The sequence below is a fragment of the Pseudoalteromonas sp. D15MCD-2 genome, assembly GCF_038562745.1.
GTDB lineage: Bacteria > Pseudomonadota > Gammaproteobacteria > Enterobacterales > Alteromonadaceae > Pseudoalteromonas.
The window spans coordinates 271,537-289,506 of sequence record NZ_JBCFQE010000001.1 but is presented as its reverse complement, the minus strand read 5'-3'; the positions used below and the strand labels follow the sequence as shown (position 1 = coordinate 289,506).

Genomic DNA, 17,970 nt, shown 5'->3' with positions numbered 1-17,970 from the left:
TGTTGTCAAAAAACAACCAATAAAGTGTAACCAAAAGGTAAATATTGTGTGATGAATACGTATGCAATAGGAGGTTGCTGGGGAGAGCAGCGATCACAACCCTTTTTTATTAGTGATGTAATCGCAATATAGAGGGATTTATAGGGTAATAACAACACGAACAGCTAAGGCAATAAAGATCACCCCTAGCAATTTTTCAAGCCATGGATTTGTCTTGGTGAAACCAAAACGCTTTTTTGATATTTCGGTTAACAGTGCAACAAGTAGATACCAGCCTGTATCAAGCACAAATACCGTTAAACACATGATTAAACCAACTTGCAAAGTCAGGTTCTCAGGGTCAATAAATTGCGAAAACAGTGCTAAAAAGAATACCGCAAGTTTTGGGTTTAAAAGGGCAATAGCAAAGCCATCTTGCAGCGCGCTGCGAGGGCTAGGCTTAGTCTGCTCAACATTCAGTGTTTGCGAGCTGGATTTAGCTAACAGAATACGAATACCCAAATATGCGAGATAGGCTGCACCACCATAGACCAGCACTTGATAAAGCGTTGGTAACTGAGTCATCAGCGCACCTAAACCTAGTAACGAGGCACATGCATAAAAGCCAACCCCAATACCGTGGCTCAACGCCGCTAACATGCCGTTCTTCATACCGCCATGTAAGCTGTGTTTTAAAACCACAGCTAAACTCGGCCCCGGCGACATTGCCCCCATCACGCAAATTAAAACTAAACTCAACCACTCAGTTAGTGTCATTATTCGTTATTCTCAATTAGTAATAAAACGGATGTTATCTGACCATAAACCCCAGTGGCAGTGGTGATTGTTTTCACTTGCCAGCCAGCTTGACCTAATTCGAACACCCGTTGATTTAATGCATCAATATCGATACCGCCGAAAAAGCGCTTCTTTTTAAACTCAACTACTTTTTGCATGTTAGTCCATCAGTTGGTATTCAAAGTCATAATGATGAATACCCGATTCAATTCGAATTGCCATTTTACCACAGAGACCTTCAAGCTCTCCTGCGCCAGAGTCAGGCACCACTTCTAAAATCAATCGGTCAGCCCCTTTATCCATAGTGCCAAAATGTTGTAGTACAAAACTGCCTTGCTTACCCTCTAAGCTACCTACGACCTGTTCAATCGCTACATAACCTGCACTGCCCTGAGTTGCAGTCATGGCACTGAGCATTTCGCCTTGGCTTGTTGCCTCTAATGGACCTGAAAACTGTTTATCAATCGACATGCGTCCCAAATTTACGCCATCTTGCCCTGTGGCATAGCCGCCAATTGGGTTTAACTTTACGGTGAATTGACCACTGATCGTTGTAGATTCCATACTAATCCCTTAATAACTGTTGATTTTTAGAGCATTGATAACCATATCTATACCCTATTCACCAACAAGAATCTAGCATGTCTAACAATAAAGAAAAGGCCGCACTTAGTAGCCTGTTACCGATTTTAGCTTTTATAAAGCCCTATAAATGGATGGTGTTTGCAGCCCTTGGCGCCTTGCTGCTTACGGCCGGTGTTAACTTGTCACTCGGACAAGGCGTTAAATTTGTTATCGACCATGGCTTTATTGCAGGCTCACAAGCTCAGCTTCAACAAGCGGTGATGGTATTGATTGGTTTAATAAGCTTATTGGCTGTAGGTACTTTTTGTCGCTTTTATTTAATGTCGTGGATTGGTGAGCGAGTCAGTAACGATATCCGTAAAGCCGTGTTTGATCGCATCGTTACATTACACCCAAGCTACTTTGAAGAAAACCGCAGCGGCGAGCTGATGTCGCGACTAACCACCGATACCACCTTGTTGCAATCTATCATTGGCTCCTCTTTTTCGATGGCATTACGCAGTAGCTTAATGCTGATTGGTGGCTTGGCTATGCTACTTATCACCAACCTAAAGCTAACTCTTGTGGTTGTTGCCTGCGTACCCGTAGTACTACTGCCGATGATGATTTTTGGCCGAAAAGTGAGAAAGCTGGCAAGCTCAAGCCAAGATGCCATTGCCGATATCAGCACCTATTCTGGTGAGATCATTCAAAATATTAAAGTAGTGCAAAGTTATAGTCACGAAGAGCGTGAAAAAGCCGCATTTAGCGAAGAAACCAACAAGGCGTTTCAAGTAGCGAAGAGCCGAATCAAACAGCGCTCGTTTTTGATTGCAGCGGTAATATTTCTGACCTTTAGTGCTATTAGCGTGATGCTTTGGGTTGGTGGCAGCGACGTATTAGCTGGCACCATGACAGGTGGTGAGCTAGGTGCTTTTGTGTTTTATGCGATTATGGTGGCGATGTCTGTAGCAACCGTTGCCGAAGTGTACGGTGAGTTGCAAAGAGCAGCAGGTGCAGCTGCACGATTATTAGAGCTACTCGCCGTTGAAAGCATGATAAAAAGTCCAGATACAAATCATGATGCACAACTTGAGGAAAACAAGCTTAATCACCCTGCTATTCAGTTTAATGATGTGTCTTTTCATTACCCTTCAAGGCCAGATAAAGCCGCTTTAAATGAACTGAATTTACAAGTAAAACAGGGGCAAACTGTTGCAATCGTTGGCCCATCAGGCGCTGGTAAAACAACATTATTTGAATTACTACAGCGCTTTTATGACCCAAGTTCTGGGAGTATTTCGCTGGCAGGAATAAACATAAAAGCACTTTCTCTTGATTGCTTACGCCAGCAAATGGGGATGGTGGCACAAAATCCAATTTTATTTAGCTCAGACGTAATGCATAACATACGTTATGGCAACCCAAGCGCCAGCGACGAGCAAGTATATGCTGCGGCTAAATATGCCCATGCCGATGAGTTTATTAAGCAACTACCAGATGGTTACCACAGCTTTTTAGGGGAGCAAGGTGTTAGGCTCTCAGGTGGGCAAAAACAACGTATAGTACTAGCGCGCGCAATATTAAAAGACCCTGCCATTTTATTGCTTGATGAAGCAACCAGTGCACTCGACGCACAAAGTGAGTTTCATGTACAAGCTGCCCTTGAGCATTTAATGAAAGACAGAACAACACTGATTATTGCCCATCGTTTAGCCACAGTTAAACACGCCGATGTGATTGTCGTGATGGATAAAGGAGAAATTATTGCAACGGGTACGCATCAGCAATTGTTTGAGACTAACCCATTGTATAAACAATTGTGCGAATTACAGTTTAATCGAGATTAAGAAGGGAAATGTCAGGTTTGAAAGGGCATATCAAACCTGACCACAAATCTAGATATAAAATCTAACCTTGTGTATTCGGTACGATCTGAATTTCTACGCGGCGGTTTAAAGCTCGGCCATTTGCTGAGTCATTGCTCGCCACGGGACGTGTTTCACCATAACCTCGTGTACTGATACGCGCAGACATAATCTGATGATTAACTAAGTAATCTTTTACACTTTGCGCACGTTGTTGAGATAACGTCATATTGTAGCTATCTTTACCTGTGCTGTCGGTATGACCTTCAACGCTTAAGTAGGTTTTTTCGTATTTGTTCATTACCTTAGCGATTGCATCTAGGGTGCTATGAAAGCCAGACGAAATATAAGATTGATCAGTTGCAAAGGTAATATTTGATGGCATCACTAGACGAATATTGTCGCCTTCACGAACTACTTCAACACCTGAACCTGCTAGCTCATCGCGAAATGCTTCTTCTTGCTTATCCATATAATCGCCAACGGCTGCACCTGCTAATGCACCAATAGCCGCACCAATAAAAATACGTTTATCGTCATGGTCACCAGTTGCTTTACCTAGTACTGCACCTGTAGCAGCACCAATCGCAGCGCCTTTACCTGTATTTGTAGTCTCACAACCTGTTAATAGAACGGCTAATACGCCCACTGTTAAAACTGATTTTGTAAAAGTCATGTATCTCTCCATGGCAATTATTCAAATTGAATTGTTAACAATTATGAATGAACGTCTATGAACAAACTATGAAGAATGGGTTACTTATCGATTGCTACAGCAGTAACCGGAGGTAAGTTATAACTTTTGACCAATTCTGTTAAACGGCCATTGAGGACTAGCGTATTGAGGCGGTCTTGAATTTTTTCGGCTAAACCCGAGCTTGCAAACTGTTTACTTAGGGCAATGTGACCATAAATAACATCTTTATAGCGATAAGGCATTTTTACAATTTCTTGCGAAGGTCGCTGCAAAAACACTGAGGCGTGGTCAGCAGTGGTTTCAACAGCAATTACCAACTCAACGCGGCCCTTTAATAACATATCAAAAGCATTATGTTCGCTTAACGCTTCGACTTTGGTGAGTGTTTTATCGCTATCAAAACGAGGAAAGTGCGCAGCGCCTCGCATTACCGCAATACGCTTACCGACTAGGTCTTGATAATTGTTTATTTTAAGCTCGCTATCGGCTCTGGCATAAAACACAAAAGAAGATGACAGCATCATGTATGGTGGAGTAAGAAACTGCATTTTTTGCTCACGCGCTTCTGTGCGAATAAGCCCGCCCATTACATCTAGCTCATTTTGCTCGAGCATTTTTAAACAACGAGAAAACGGGCAAGCGACATACTCAAGCTTGATAGGCAAGGTACGCTGCATTTCACGCATAATATCCACTATTGCGCCACTGACTCTACCATCTTCAGAGACCATGCCATAAGGAGGCGCATGATCAACAGCCACCACAACTTTCTCAAAAGAGGTTGCAAGTGCAAAGCTGCTGCAAAGTAATAACAATAAACTGGTAATATAGCGTTTCATAGTGATACTCATAACTACGTTCACTCGTTCTCTATATTGTAGACGGCCTTGTGTCATAAAAACCACAAAAATGTCATACAATTTTGTCATAATAGAAACAATCATCCTGTAACGGCAACAGTAATGTTATTTATCATCTTTAAACAATTCTTTTTATTAGGCTGTATGAGCTTTGGCGGTCCTGCGGCACACCTTGGTTATTTTAAGCGCCACTTTGTTGATAACTTAAAATGGCTCACTGCTGAGCGCTATGCACAATTGATTAGCCTAAGCCAAGCATTACCAGGGCCAGGTTCGAGCCAAGTTAGCTTTGCTATGGGGGTTGAAAAAGGAGGAGTACTGGGAGGCCTGTGTGCATTTGTTGGCTTTACCCTGCCCTCATTTTTAATTATGTTTTTTCTAGCTCTTAGTGCTCACCAATTTGGTGATATTTACTTTGCGGTCATTGCCGGGCTTAAGCTCTTTGCTGTGGTGATTGTTGCGGATGCGACCTACAGTATGGCAATGAGCTTTTGCAAAAACCACTTACATAAGCTAATCGCGGTATTGAGCACGATTGCACTGATTGTATTCTCACAGTTATCAAGCCAGATTCTCGTGCTGATTGCAGCTGCAGCCATAGGTTGGTTTTATCCTCAGCTTAAACTGCCAGAGAACCAAGAACATAAACCTGTGAAAATTGCTTGGTTACCGCTTTTTTTATTTACAGTCTTGTTACTGATCAGCTTTTTACCTTTAGGCGAAGGGTTTTCTGTGTTTGCCCCATTTTACCAAACTGGCGCTATGGTCTTTGGTGGCGGCCACGTTGTGTTACCCATTTTACAAGCTGGCGTGCCGAGCCTTGAAACCGAGCAGTTTTTATCAGCTTATGCCAGTGCTCAGGCCATACCTGGACCGATGTTCACAATAGCCACATACTTAGGCGCACAAGTATCGCCAAATACGCCACTTATAGGTGCTATTATCGCGACCATCATGATTTTCTTACCGGGCTTTTTATTGATGCTAGCCTTTATGAAAAGCTGGCTACAACTGGCTGATAAGCCTCGCTTTGCGGGCAGTATTGCAGCGTTAAATGCGGCCGTAGTGGGCTTTTTAGCTGCCGCCCTTTATTCACCTATTTGGCAATCGGCAGTGCAAAATTTGTGGCAAGTAGCTTTAGTCATTGCAGCATTTACGTGGCTAAGAATGGCAAAGCCACCTATTTGGTGGCTATTGTTAGGCTTTATTGCACTGAGCGTGCTAGCTAGTCAGTTTTAAGTTTTTTCGCGCACAGGGTTAGCAACCTTAATACTTGGTTTTAGCCCTGTTTGAGCTTCGCTTGTATTTAACTGCCCAGTAACACTTTGATATGGTCTGAGTCCAAAAATTGGCAACACAGCAAGCAGGTGATCCATAATCTCTGCTTGCAAGTGCTCGTATGAAATCCAGCGCTTATCTTCACTAAAGCAGTAAAACTCAATAGGTAACCCGTGATTCATCGGTTGTAGCTCACGCACCATTAAGGTTAAATCACGATTAATTTTTTCATGTTGTTTTAAGTAACCTTCAGCATAACGACGGAACAAGCCAAGGTTTGTCACCGGATCGGGCAAGCTTGAAACACGAATATAGTCGTTAAGTGGAATAGCAGCATCAATTTGCTCTCGAAACGCATCATCAACCAAACGAATACTGTTCATATCAATGTTTAAAGAACGCTTGATACGACGACCACCCGACTCTTGCATGCCACGCCAGTTTTTAAATGACCCAGCAACCAGCATATAAGTCGGAATGGTTGTAATGGTGTTATCCCAGTTACGTACTTTTACCGTATTTAAGCCAAGGTCGATAACCTCGCCATCCGCGCCATAGCTATCCACTTGGATCCAATCGCCATATGTCACTAATCGGTTAGCTGCAATTTGAATACTGGCGACAAATCCCAAAATGGTGTCTTTAAATACGAGTAAGGTCACCGCCGCTATCGCACCAAAGCCAGACAAAATATAAGTTGGCGACTTCTCTAGCAAAATGCTCACAATGAGAATGGCGCAAACCATAAAGGTGATAAGTTTTACAACTTGGATCAACCCCTGAATCGGAATATCGCGGGCAAAATCAAGTTGGTTATAAATGCCACCAGCAATGCTCACCACACTACTTAAAATGAAGCCACCATAAATGATCAATGCAACTTGACCTACGGTTTTAAGTACCAACGCAGCGACATCATGAACTGGATATACATAATCAAAGGTTGCCAAATACAGTACGCAGCACAATATCCCCGCAAAACGACGATTCAGTTTATTGAGCATTGGAGTAAGCGCACCTATGCGCTCTGGAGACAGGCGTGTAACAACCTTTTGAATACCCGGCAACAGCAGTCGACGGGTAAACATATAAATTAATAGTAATGAGCCAACGCCAATCGCTGTAGCCGTTAATGCACTTAACAGCGCCGCGTCTGGCATTGATTCAAACCAAGGCATCACCAGCTCTTGCAGGTGAGTTTGCTTCATGGTGCTTCAACCTCTTTATTGATGTTGGCAAGGTACTCAGCTTGTTGGGCTTGATGATAAGTTAGTAGCTGAGCGTCTTTTTGCAACCATAACTCATTAATATATTGTTGAAAAGCCGTTCTAAATGCGCGGTCATGCTGATAATCACCAATCATCTCTGCGCTAATTGCTTGTACGTGCATTTCAACTTTGATCACATTAAGGCGGCCACGCATCAGATTACGGCAAATATGGTCGCCCTCGCCTTGGTAAATAATCGAGGTATTTAATAATGCATCAAACTGTTCGCCTAACACCTCAAGGGCAAATGCAATACCGCCCGCTTTAGGTTTTAAAAGATAAGTAAACGGACTATTTTGTTTTTTGTGTTTTTGGCATGTAAAGCGCGTACCTTCAACAAAGTTGATAATGGTTGTCGGGTGATTACGGAAGTCGCGGCAACTGCGCTTAGTGCGCTCAACATCGAGACCTTTCAGCTTAGGGTTTTTTGCCAGCTGTGCTTTGCTAACACGTTTCATGAAAGGCATACCCATGGCCCACGCGCCGGTGCCAATGAATGGCACATACTTCAGCTCATCTTTTAAAAAGAACTTTGGCGCGGGTAAAACATCAATCGCACTTAGAACAACAATGTCTAACCAACTCATGTGATTAGAGATAAGTAAGTACCAACCATCTGTACTGACTTTGCCTTTAATATCAATATCGATTGTGGGGCAACCTAACCACAAAGCCAAGCGGTTACCTTTACACCAACCGCGATAGGCCGCATGAAGAATGTCGCTAACCACTTTAAATGGCAGTATTAATTTAAGCACACCAAAGAGCAGCACAAGCGTGCCCCAAATAATTACATTAGCAAACAAGACAATGCTAACTAGAACGCCTGTTAACCAATTTGGTAAAAATTTCTTTAACATAAGTGTGCTCTCGACTGCATTAGCAATACTACTGCGTTTTTGCTTCTAACTCGGCTAGCTGCTGGTTTTTTTCATTCCAAATACGGTTTAATTCAGCTTGAAAGTTAACTCTAAACTCAGCATCACCGGTGTAATCACCGATTAAATTAGGGCTTACTTCCATCACCTCGACTCGCACTTCGACTTCTTTTACACGACCACTGGCAAAGTCTACAAAGCTAGGAATACCACCAGGGTAATGAATAGTGACATTGACCACTTTGGAAATTTGCTCACCCATTGCTTGCATAACAAACGCAACACCACCCGCTTTTGGCTTTAATAAGTGCTCAAAAGGACTATTTTGGCGCGAGTGCTTTTGTGGTGTAAAACGCGTACCTTCAACAAAGTTAACGATACTTACTGGCATTTCTTTGAATTTTTCACAAGCTTTGCGCGTTGTTTCTAAGTCTTTACCACGCAATTTAGGGTTTTTCTTTAACTGAGCTTTACTCGTGCGAGTCATAAATGGGAAATCCAATGCCCACCAAGCAAGACCTAAAAAAGGAACGTAGATCAGTTCTTTTTTCAAGAAAAAGTTTAAAAACGGTATGCGGCGATTAAACACGCGTTGCATTACAACGATATCTACCCAGCTTTGATGATTTGCGATCACCAAGTACCAGTCTTTCGCTTTTAGTTGCTCAAGACCTGTCACGTTTAGCTTATATGAAGCAAATATGTTTTGGTTGATGCTGTTGCAACTCACCCACATAGTGGCGCATTGCTTAGCTATCCAACTCATTGCTTTTTGTAGAGGTTTAATTGGGATCAGTTTAATCACGCCACAAATAAAGATGGGCACAAACCAAAAAAGTGTATTGAGGGTGTAAAATATAAAACTGAACACACAACGGATCATGGACATTACTACTTATTCCTTTAATGCTTAATCTTCAAAATACGTATAGCCAGCAAGGCCTGCATTTAGTTCTGACAAATATTGTGCCTTAGATTGCTCATCAATTGCCAGTGAGTTAACCCGTTTTGCAAAGTTTTCAGCAAGAATGTCGCTATCATAATCAACAAACTTTAATACGTCCTTAACGCTATCACCTTTAATTGCGTTAGTCAGCTGGTAACCTGCGTCTGTAAGCTCAACATGCACTGAATCTGTGTCGCCGAACAGGTTATGTAAATCACCTAAAATTTCTTGATACGCACCCACTAAGAACATGGCAATGTGGTATTGCTGACCTTGCTTGTACTCAGGAATAGGTAAACTACTCTCAATACCTGTACCTTCAACATAGTTACGAATTTGTCCATCAGAGTCACAGGTAATGTCTTGAATAATAGCGCGTTGCGTTAATGGCTGCTGAAGGTTTTCTACTGGCATCACAGGGAAAAGTTGCTGAATACCCCAAACATCTGGCAGTGATTGGAATAATGAGAAATTAACGAATAGCTTATCGGCCAGCTTTTCGTTTAAATCATCTAACACTTCACGATGGGCACGGGCATTCTCGCTGAGAGATGCTCGAACACGGTGTAAAATGGTGAAATACAGCTGCTCGAGCTTCGCCCATTCAAGCATAGTGAGTAGGCCATGCACATATTGGTCATGGGCTTCACTAAATAGATGCATTGCATCATGATAAATTTCTAGTGCCATTCGCGGCGTTAAACGCTGTAAGCACTGCCACATTTCATCTAACACTAATACGCTGTCAGCCTCAGGCGCCGTTGGATTCGCATGGTTAGGTGCACGCTCAACATCAATAACATCTGTAATTAATACTGCGTGGTGCGCAGTTAACGCACGGCCAGATTCAGTAATAATGGCTGGGTGCTTAAGAGCATGTTGTTGGCATACTTCAGCAAATGCATTCACTACATTACGTGCATATTCATCAACACTGTAGTTCATTGAACACGAACTACGTGAACCAGACCCTTCATAGTCAACACCTAAACCGCCACCAACATCAACTGTATTAAGTGGCACGCCTAACTGCGTTAACTCTGCAAAATGGCGGGCACATTCACGCAGTGCTCGATGAATATCACGGATGTTGGCAATTTGAGAGCCGATATGGAAATGCACCAATTGCATTAAATGGAGTTTATTACGTGACTTAAGTAGCTCAACCGCAGAAAGTACTTGGCCTGCAGTTAAACCAAATTTGCCTTTTTCACCACCGGTGTTTTGCCATTTTCCTTTACCTACCGAGTTTAAGCGAATGCGAATACCGATTGATGGCTCAATACCTAAGTCATCAATTTCAGCCAATAAGGTGGTTAGTTCAGACAGTTTTTCTACAACAATATGAACCTTATGGCCCATGCCTTGACCGATACAGGCTAAACGTAAAAACTCACTGTCTTTGTAGCCATTACAAACAATGGTAATTGGCTCTTGTGCTACACCTAAAATCGCCATAAGCTCAGGCTTTGAGCCGGCTTCAAGGCCGACTAAACCACTTGGATGAGCAAGTAGTTTACTAACCACAGAGCGCTGCTGATTAACCTTAATTGGGTAAACACAGGTATAACTACCTTGGTATTCACGGGCATTACAGGCTTTGGTAAAAGCACTCGTTAGGGTATCAACACGATTTTGTAAAATGTCGGTAAAGCGTACTAGTACAGGTAAAGTAAGACCTTGCTTTTTGAACTGCTCGGTTAGTTCAGATAAAGACACCGCAGCTTTTGTTTGATCGCCATCAGGGTAAGCCACCAGCTCACCTTGTGCGTTAATGTCAAAGTAACCGTCACTCCAATGAGCAACATTGTATGTATCGCGTGCTTTGTCTAAACCCCAAGTCATGGCAATATCTTCTGTAATTTCATTAAATATAAACGCACATTTTAATACGCTAGGGCTGACCACGCTAACAAAAATTGCGCTATATGCCAAAGTGATAAAAAATATTCGCTATACTGATTAAAATTTGATTGAGCAATTGGTCAAGCACTGGCAAAATTGCCCCCCTTTTTTACCATTAACCAAAAGTGTATAAGCAAGATGGCTAATTTAGATCAAAACAACTGGTTCACTGAAATTAGTGACCGTGATGGTAGTGCCTTTTCATTACGCATTACTAAAAAGCTTGATGAACAGCAATCGCCATTTCAAAAAGTAGAAATGTACGAAACAACTGACTTCGGTAATCTGATGATTATTGACGGTTGTACTATGGTAAGTAGCCGTGAAAACTTTTTTTATCACGAGATGATCAGCCATCCGGCATTGCTTGCACACCCAAATCCAAAAAATGTTGTGATCATTGGTGGTGGTGACTGCGGTACTTTACGCGAAGTTTTAAAACACCCAGGTGTTGAGAGCGTAACGCAAATTGATATCGACGAAGTCGTGACACAAATGTCACTTAAATACTTCCCTGAGCTGTGTGAATCAAACCAAGATCCTCGCGCAACAGTGATGTTTGACGACGGCATCAAGTACATGCGTGAAGCAGCGCCAGAATCAATCGATGTAGTAATTGTTGATGGTACAGATCCAGTTGGTCCGGGCGAAGGTTTATTCAACCACGCTTTCTATACTAGCTGTTTAACTGCACTTCGCTCAGGGGGCATCTTAATTCAGCAAAGTGAATCACCACTTATGCATATGCCACTATTAGTAGAAATGCGTGATGCAATGACAGAAGTGGGTTTTGTTGACCTACAAACGCTGCCTTTCCCACAGCCAATTTACCCAAGCGGTTTATGGTCAGTAACCCTTGCTCGTAAGTCAGAAGCATTCGCAGGGTTTCGTGAAGATGATGCAAATACACTGGCGCAAAGCACAGAGTACTATAATGCAGGTATTCACCACGGCGCATTAGCGACACCAAATTATATGAAACGTGCTTTTGAGAAAAAGTAAGCGTTTTTAGCTAGATGTAAAAAGGGCTCATTGAGCCCTTTTTTGTTGGTTTATAATTAGACTTTAAATCGATTCACTAAATGATTGAGCTCATCAGTGAGTTGATTCATACGATTAGCCACTTCTTGTGTTGAACTTGCTAAGCCGCCCCCTTGTTGGGTTTGGTCATTTAAGTCTGATAAATTTTGGCTAATTTCATCTGCTACAGCAGTTTGCTCTTCAGTCGCTTGCGCTGTCTGCATCGCCATATCATTTACCTTAACTGATGACTCTTGCATTGAGTTAAGCACATCATTGGTTTGTGTGAATGACTCAACCGCTTCATCGGCATATTGCTTACCACTGTTAATAGCTTGCAGCGACTGTTCTACGCTTGTAGCAAACTGCTCGACCATAGTTTGAATATCATTAGTGCTATCTTGCGTGCGAGTCGCAAGGGTACGAACCTCATCAGCTACTACCGCAAAACCTCGCCCTTGCTCTCCGGCGCGGGCCGCTTCAATTGCTGCATTCAGTGCAAGTAGATTAGTTTGCTCAGCAATAGCACGAATAACTTCAAGCACTTTAGCAATGTTGTCTGAGCTTTGTTGTAACTCAGTTGAACGCTGGCTGGCATGCTCCATGTTGTCTGATAGCGCAATAATTTTACGGCTTGAATTATCAACCGCAGCTAAACCTTGTTTAGCTAGCTGCTGCGAATTATCGGCTTCGTGAGATGAGTTTTGCGCCACATTAGCTACTTCGCGACTTGCTACACTCATTTCATGTACAGCACTGACTATAGACTCAGATGCTTGGCTAAGCTTTTGGTTAACTTGATGGTTTTGATTTGCAAAGTTATCTAAATCGTTGCCTAGATTATGTAGCTCTTTCGCTTGCTCTAAAATATCTTTGATTAACTGCTGCAGATTATCTAAAAAGCGATTAAATGCAGTTGCTAACTCGGCAAATTCATCTTGCGTTTTAACATTGATACGACCTGTTAAATCACCATCTCCAGAGGCTATCTCGTTAATCCGCTCTGTGACAAAGTTAATTTGTTTTGTAAGCTGGCGCGGCACAAAATAACTAAACCAACCAGCAACAGCTAAAACCACAGCAATCATCACCATAAGCATCACTTTAAAGCCTATTACTTTATCCATCAGCTTTTCTGTCTCTGCTTGAGAGGTTTTGTCTGCCGCTTCTCCGGCTTTATCTAAAATATCACGTAGTGCTGAAAAGCTTTGCTCAGACGCTTGTTTTTGTGAAGCATTTGCTGGGTTATTAATATGAGCTGTTGATGCTGCATACCAAGCGTCAAATGCGCTATCAAAGTTACGAAACTGACCAGTCACCTCAGAATATGGCGACATATAAGATAAATATTGCTTGAAACGGTCTTTAACCTGTTCGGCATTCTCTTGATGGTCAGTAAGTTGGCCTTTATCCCCTTTCATTAGGGTAACGAGTTGCAGCTCTGCGACTTTAGCTTGGTATAGGTCTCGGTCAGCATTAACAACCACAGAGACCGCATTTAAGAAGCGTTCTGACTGTGCATCAATCGCTTCTTTTTGAAGGTTAATTAGATAGGTATAGCCAGCAATTAAAATGACGATAGCAATGCCGAGTAGCACAATAGGCAAAGAACTTTTGACGCGAATGCTTTGTAACTTCATACATTATCCTAATTTAAATTCTAATCAGCACGTTCATTAGAATGTTAGTAGAAAAACTGAAAAAGTGTATGAAATTAAAAGTGCCAGCTCGCTGAAAGTTGTAATTGCTGCTGCGAGTTATGCTCATTAAATCCCATACCAGGTCTATTTTGAGCGTCACTGCTCAGCACTGAATATTCAGCACCTACTTGCCACTTGGTCGACAGTTGATAACGCCAACTTGCGGTTAAAGCTTCTCCACGACTTTGATTAGGATCAAATTGCCAATCATCATGATCGCTAACCTTAAAATAATCATACCTAATTGTGAGACGATGCTGGTCCAACTTGTGACTTAATAGAACAAAATGACTATAAAAATCATTGTCTACCCCACGATTTGTACCCATCGCAGTTTTACCATCAAGGATCTGAACAATAATGCGGGTTTGCTTATTAAACTTATATAACCATGCCGCGCTTAAAAAACGTGTATCCCACGCATACTGACCAGTACGGGTATTCAACGCACCTGGATCGCCATTGTTGTCATAATAATAAACACGTAATTGCGATTTTTTTTGATAATCCCAATGTGCACCGACGTAATAACCAAAGCGCCCATCGACTTCTTCGAAAGGCTCAACATACTCAGCTTGCTTATCTAACTGCATCCACTCAAAAGAATGTGGAATAGCAAAGTCGATTTGTTCGTTGAACGTGGTTTGCCGGTCATGCATAGCGAACCCTCGCCATGACAGTAGTGTTCCAGCTGGATCGTTACCTTTAAAAACCGCAGCAAAGCCTTCAAAGCTATGGTTACTTCTAAATTTTCTACCTGGGCGCTTGATGTTTGCCTCTAAACCAAAGGCCCGCACCTCTTCGCCAATCCAGCTATTAATCGCAGAATTAGTGTAGTTATAAGGTGACATCCAACCATTTTGTGGGTTTTCAAGTGACATTTTTGGATAAAAGCCACCCGCTTTAACAGCCCATTTGTAACGACTTGCAGTGAGCGGTTGATATTGTAAATAAGCCTGAGTAAAACCGACTGTTAGTTCAGGATCAGGATGGGCGTTAAGCACTGTATGCGCAGACCAATCACTCGTTAACTCAAAACGACTACTCAGCATAGCTTGGGATATCACAACACCATCATGCTCTTGGTCATAACGGTATAAGCCAATTCCTTTGCGCTGATAGCTCGCTAGTTGGTCACCACGCACAGCCGAAACAGTTACCAGCCCATCATGCTCAGCAAATGCCACTGCAGGCAACCCAAAAACACTCGCCAGTGCTAAAGCTTGCCATTTATTCATAATCATCAAACTCGTCACTGCTTAATTCTAGTCTTGGTAATAAGGCTTGTTTTAGCTGGTAGCTCAATGACTTTGCATTGTTAGTCACATCGATGGTTTCTGGTGTGCTGATATCATTAAAGCGGTCATGCCAAACAGCCAAAGTAAACTTACCTTCTGGTAAGCTTAACTCAACCATACCTTGCTCATCTGTTTGCCCATAAATCCCCCCATCTACAACCACAATGTAACCCAGCATCCAGTCATGAATGTTACAGCCAAGCTCAACAACCCCCGATTGTGCAAAGTTAATCGGTTTTTCTGGTTTATCGTGGTAAAGCTTTAACTCAAATTGCTTTGCTTTAGAAAATGAATAAACGTGGTGCATGATTGAATCAAGGTTAGGAAACTCAACATTAGCCCCTTGTGGCACTGCCAACACATGAGGCACAAAGGCACGTTTTTTTTGGCTCATCGTGTAATGACTATCAAGAGATGTGAGTTGTTTTGAGCCTTTAAGCCAAACCACTGCATTTTTGACAGGTTGATTCTGCTTATCAACTATCTGTATTTGCTGTGCCAATAAACATTGACTAAACAATAGTAGTAGCAAGAGGGTTATTCTTGTCATTTTGCTAAACCTTTTTAGGTGCTGGGCTGGATATCGCCGCGTTCACTTTGTTGAATACGTATGCAGATCTCTCGTATTAACCAGCAAGTCACTTTATGCTTTAAGGATATATGTGAATACATGACAACAATCCATAACCATAAGCCGCCAAGGAACAACAATGCGATTAACTGCCTTAATGTTAGCAGCCTTTTCAGGTACTTGCCTAGCACAAACCACAACCGTCAGTTCACCTGATGGGCAGATCAAAGTAACTATCTCAGATGAGCAACACACACCTAGCTACGAAATCAGCTTTGCCGGTAAACAAGTCATTGCTAACTCTTCGTTAGGCCTTGTTTTTAAACAACAACCAGCAATGAGTGAAGGTTATAAAATTAGCAGCCAAACCACTGATTCGGTAAAAAGTAGCTGGGAGCAACCTTGGGGTGAACGCCAAACTGTGGTTGATAACCATAACGAAGTCGCTGTTACCTTTAAAAAACCACAACCACAAGGTGGCACATTTACGGTACGTTTCCGTGCTTTTAATGATGGTGTAGGCTTTCGATACGAATTACCAAAACAAGCTGGCTATGATGATGTAGAAATCACTAAAGAGCTTACAGAGTTTGCTATTACAGATTCATCAGATGCAACAGCTTGGTGGATCCCCGCTCGTGGTTGGAACCGTTATGAATATGTTTATAACACCACCCCACTTCATAAAGCAGCACTTGTGCACACACCATTTACTATAAAAAATAAAGAGGGTGTGCATATCAGTATTCACGAAGCTGCCCTTGTTGATTATGCAGGCATGGTTTTAAATCAACGTCGTGATGGTACCTTCCAAGCCGATCTAACACCTTGGTCAGACGGTGTAGCGGTCAAAAAACAAGGCGCATTTAATACTCCTTGGCGTACAATTCAAATTGGTGATGAAGCCGTTGATTTAATCAACTCAGATATCATCTTAAACTTAAACGAACCAAATAAACTGGGTGATGTATCTTGGGTAAAACCCGGTAAATACGTAGGTATTTGGTGGGGTATGCACATCAATGAAAATACTTGGGGTAGCGGTAAAATTCATGGAGCAACCACTGCAAACACTAAGTATTACATGGACTTCGCTGCTAAATATGGCTTCGATGGCGTGTTAGTTGAAGGCTGGAATATTGGCTGGGATGGCGACTGGTTTTTTAACGGTGACGTATTTAGCTTCACACAACCTTACGACGACTTTGATATTGAAGAGCTGACACGTTACGGCAAAGAAAAAGGCGTACAATTAATTGGTCACCACGAAACTTCGGGCAACGTGACCAACTACCGTAACCAAATGGAAGATGCATTTGCGTTATACGAAAAATCAAATGTAAGCCAAGTTAAAACAGGTTATGTCGCCGACGGTGGTAACATCAAGCGTATCGATGAAAACGGCATTGTACGCAAAGAATGGCACGATGGTCAGTTCATGGTTAATGAATACCTACACAACGTAAAACTAGCTGCAAAGCATAAAATTAGTATCAACACACATGAGCCTGTGAAAGATACCGGCCTACGTCGTACATACCCGAACTGGATTGCTCGTGAAGGTGCCCGTGGTCAAGAATTTAACGCATGGGGTACACCACCGAACCCACCAGAGCATATTCCTATGCTAGCTTTCACCCGTATGCTTGCAGGCCCAATGGATTTTACGCCAGGTATTTTTGATATGGGCTTTAACGGTTTAGGTGCTGATACCAACCGCCCACAAACAACCCTAGCGAAGCAATTAGCGCTATACGTTGTAATGTACAGCCCAATTCAAATGGCGGCAGATTTACCACGTAACTACTTAGCGAAGCCAGATGCATTCCAGTTTATTCAGGATGTACCAACTGATTGGCAACAAAGTATTGCACTACAAGGTGAAGTTGGCGACTACGTTGTGTTTGCACGTAAAGAACGCAAGCGTGATCAATACTCAGGTAACGACTGGTATCTAGGTGCTGTTACAGACGAAAAAGCTCGCACTTTAGAAGTGAAGTTAGACTTCTTAGATAAAGGTAAAAAGTTTGAAGCGCAAATCTACCGTGACGGTGACAAAGCCGAATGGGTAAATAACCCTTACGACTTAAAAGTAGAAAAACGCATTGTTACTGCTGATGATAAGCTAACGTTAAAGCTTGCCACCAGCGGCGGCACAGCGATTCGATTTAAAGCGATGTAAGTTGCTAGTTGCTAGTTGCTAGTTGCTAGTTGCTAGTTGCTAGTTGCTAGTTGCTAGTTGCTAAAAATTATGAAGAGCGCGGCATTTGATGTCGCGCTTTTTTATTGTTTTGAGAAATAGGAGGACGAGTATTGGCTATGGTTACTTGCAAATCACCT

General features: G+C 42.3%; 16 protein-coding genes. 4 read left to right on the top strand and 12 right to left on the bottom strand.

Features of this window, described 5'->3' with window-relative positions:
- Positions 1-138 precede the first annotated feature (138 nt).
- From AADY36_RS01235 to AADY36_RS01225, 3 genes are read right to left on the bottom strand one after another with little or no spacing between them, the layout of a single operon-like run.
- The gene (locus AADY36_RS01235; RefSeq protein WP_342408411.1) at positions 139-756 is read right to left on the bottom strand and encodes a LysE family translocator; all 618 of its coding nucleotides are present in this window, start codon (positions 754-756) and stop codon (positions 139-141) included.
- Positions 756-935 carry a DUF4177 domain-containing protein gene (locus AADY36_RS01230; protein ID WP_054554414.1) on the bottom strand — a complete coding sequence of 60 codons (180 nt, stop codon included), beginning with the start codon at positions 933-935 and terminating at the stop codon, positions 756-758. Before AADY36_RS01230 ends, AADY36_RS01235 begins: the two co-directional genes overlap by 1 nt.
- A gap of 1 nt (position 936) precedes the next feature.
- Positions 937-1,341: a DUF3224 domain-containing protein gene (locus AADY36_RS01225; RefSeq protein ID WP_054562838.1), complete on the bottom strand. Its 405-nt coding sequence runs from the start codon at positions 1,339-1,341 to the stop codon at positions 937-939.
- A 77-nt stretch (positions 1,342-1,418) separates the two neighbouring features.
- On the opposite strand from AADY36_RS01225, the gene AADY36_RS01220 reads away from it, so the two are divergent.
- Complete coding sequence (locus AADY36_RS01220; RefSeq protein WP_342408410.1) at positions 1,419-3,191, top strand: ABC transporter transmembrane domain-containing protein; 1,773 nt, start codon at positions 1,419-1,421, stop codon at positions 3,189-3,191.
- 61 nt (positions 3,192-3,252) lie between these two features.
- Here the strand turns inward: AADY36_RS01220 and AADY36_RS01215 are convergent, their stop codons facing one another.
- Together AADY36_RS01215 and AADY36_RS01210 are read right to left on the bottom strand one after the other, a co-directional pair.
- Positions 3,253-3,885, bottom strand: a complete 633-nt coding sequence (locus AADY36_RS01215) for an OmpA family protein (protein ID WP_054562840.1) — start codon at positions 3,883-3,885, stop codon at positions 3,253-3,255.
- 80 nt (positions 3,886-3,965) lie between these two features.
- Positions 3,966-4,835 carry a substrate-binding periplasmic protein gene (locus AADY36_RS01210; protein ID WP_342408409.1) on the bottom strand — a complete coding sequence of 290 codons (870 nt, stop codon included), beginning with the start codon at positions 4,833-4,835 and terminating at the stop codon, positions 3,966-3,968.
- A 33-nt stretch (positions 4,836-4,868) separates the two neighbouring features.
- Between AADY36_RS01210 and chrA the strand changes: the two genes are divergently transcribed.
- Positions 4,869-6,005 carry a chromate efflux transporter gene (chrA, locus tag AADY36_RS01205; RefSeq protein WP_342408408.1) on the top strand — a complete coding sequence of 379 codons (1,137 nt, stop codon included), beginning with the start codon at positions 4,869-4,871 and terminating at the stop codon, positions 6,003-6,005.
- Here the strand turns inward: chrA and AADY36_RS01200 are convergent.
- From AADY36_RS01200 to speA, 4 genes are read right to left on the bottom strand one after another with little or no spacing between them, the layout of a single operon-like run.
- Complete coding sequence (locus AADY36_RS01200; protein ID WP_054562843.1) at positions 6,002-7,252, bottom strand: mechanosensitive ion channel family protein; 1,251 nt, start codon at positions 7,250-7,252, stop codon at positions 6,002-6,004. The genes chrA and AADY36_RS01200 overlap by 4 nt on opposite strands.
- On the bottom strand, positions 7,249-8,172 hold the full coding sequence (locus AADY36_RS01195) for an acyltransferase (protein ID WP_055198616.1): 924 nt from the start codon (positions 8,170-8,172) through the stop codon (positions 7,249-7,251). The genes AADY36_RS01200 and AADY36_RS01195 overlap by 4 nt, the downstream gene beginning before the upstream one ends.
- A 28-nt stretch (positions 8,173-8,200) precedes the next feature.
- Positions 8,201-9,079: an acyltransferase gene (locus tag AADY36_RS01190; protein ID WP_055020517.1), complete on the bottom strand. Its 879-nt coding sequence runs from the start codon at positions 9,077-9,079 to the stop codon at positions 8,201-8,203.
- Positions 9,080-9,100: 21 nt separating this feature from the next.
- Positions 9,101-10,981, bottom strand: a complete 1,881-nt coding sequence (speA, locus tag AADY36_RS01185; RefSeq protein ID WP_342409256.1) for a biosynthetic arginine decarboxylase — start codon at positions 10,979-10,981, stop codon at positions 9,101-9,103.
- Between the two features lie 198 nt (positions 10,982-11,179).
- Here speA and speE point away from each other — a divergent pair, with 198 nt between their 5' ends.
- Positions 11,180-12,043 carry a polyamine aminopropyltransferase gene (gene speE / locus AADY36_RS01180; protein ID WP_055020518.1) on the top strand — a complete coding sequence of 288 codons (864 nt, stop codon included), beginning with the start codon at positions 11,180-11,182 and terminating at the stop codon, positions 12,041-12,043.
- Positions 12,044-12,099: 56 nt separating this feature from the next.
- Here speE and AADY36_RS01175 read toward each other — a convergent pair whose 3' ends face one another.
- The 3 genes from AADY36_RS01175 to AADY36_RS01165 form a co-directional block, all read right to left on the bottom strand.
- Entirely contained in the window at positions 12,100-13,701 is a 1,602-nt protein-coding gene (locus tag AADY36_RS01175) for a methyl-accepting chemotaxis protein (protein WP_054562847.1), read from the bottom strand.
- A 74-nt stretch (positions 13,702-13,775) separates the two neighbouring features.
- Positions 13,776-15,005 (bottom strand): hypothetical protein, encoded by a 1,230-nt coding sequence (locus tag AADY36_RS01170; RefSeq protein WP_342409255.1) that lies wholly within the window; start codon positions 15,003-15,005, stop codon positions 13,776-13,778.
- A complete protein-coding gene (locus AADY36_RS01165; RefSeq protein WP_342408407.1) occupies positions 14,992-15,609 on the bottom strand; it encodes a methylamine utilization protein in 618 nt (205 codons plus the stop codon). The genes AADY36_RS01170 and AADY36_RS01165 overlap by 14 nt, the downstream gene beginning before the upstream one ends.
- 160 nt (positions 15,610-15,769) lie before the next feature.
- On the opposite strand from AADY36_RS01165, the gene AADY36_RS01160 reads away from it, so the two are divergent.
- Positions 15,770-17,812 (top strand): glycoside hydrolase family 97 protein, encoded by a 2,043-nt coding sequence (locus tag AADY36_RS01160; RefSeq protein ID WP_342408406.1) that lies wholly within the window; start codon positions 15,770-15,772, stop codon positions 17,810-17,812.
- Positions 17,813-17,970 lie beyond the last annotated feature (158 nt).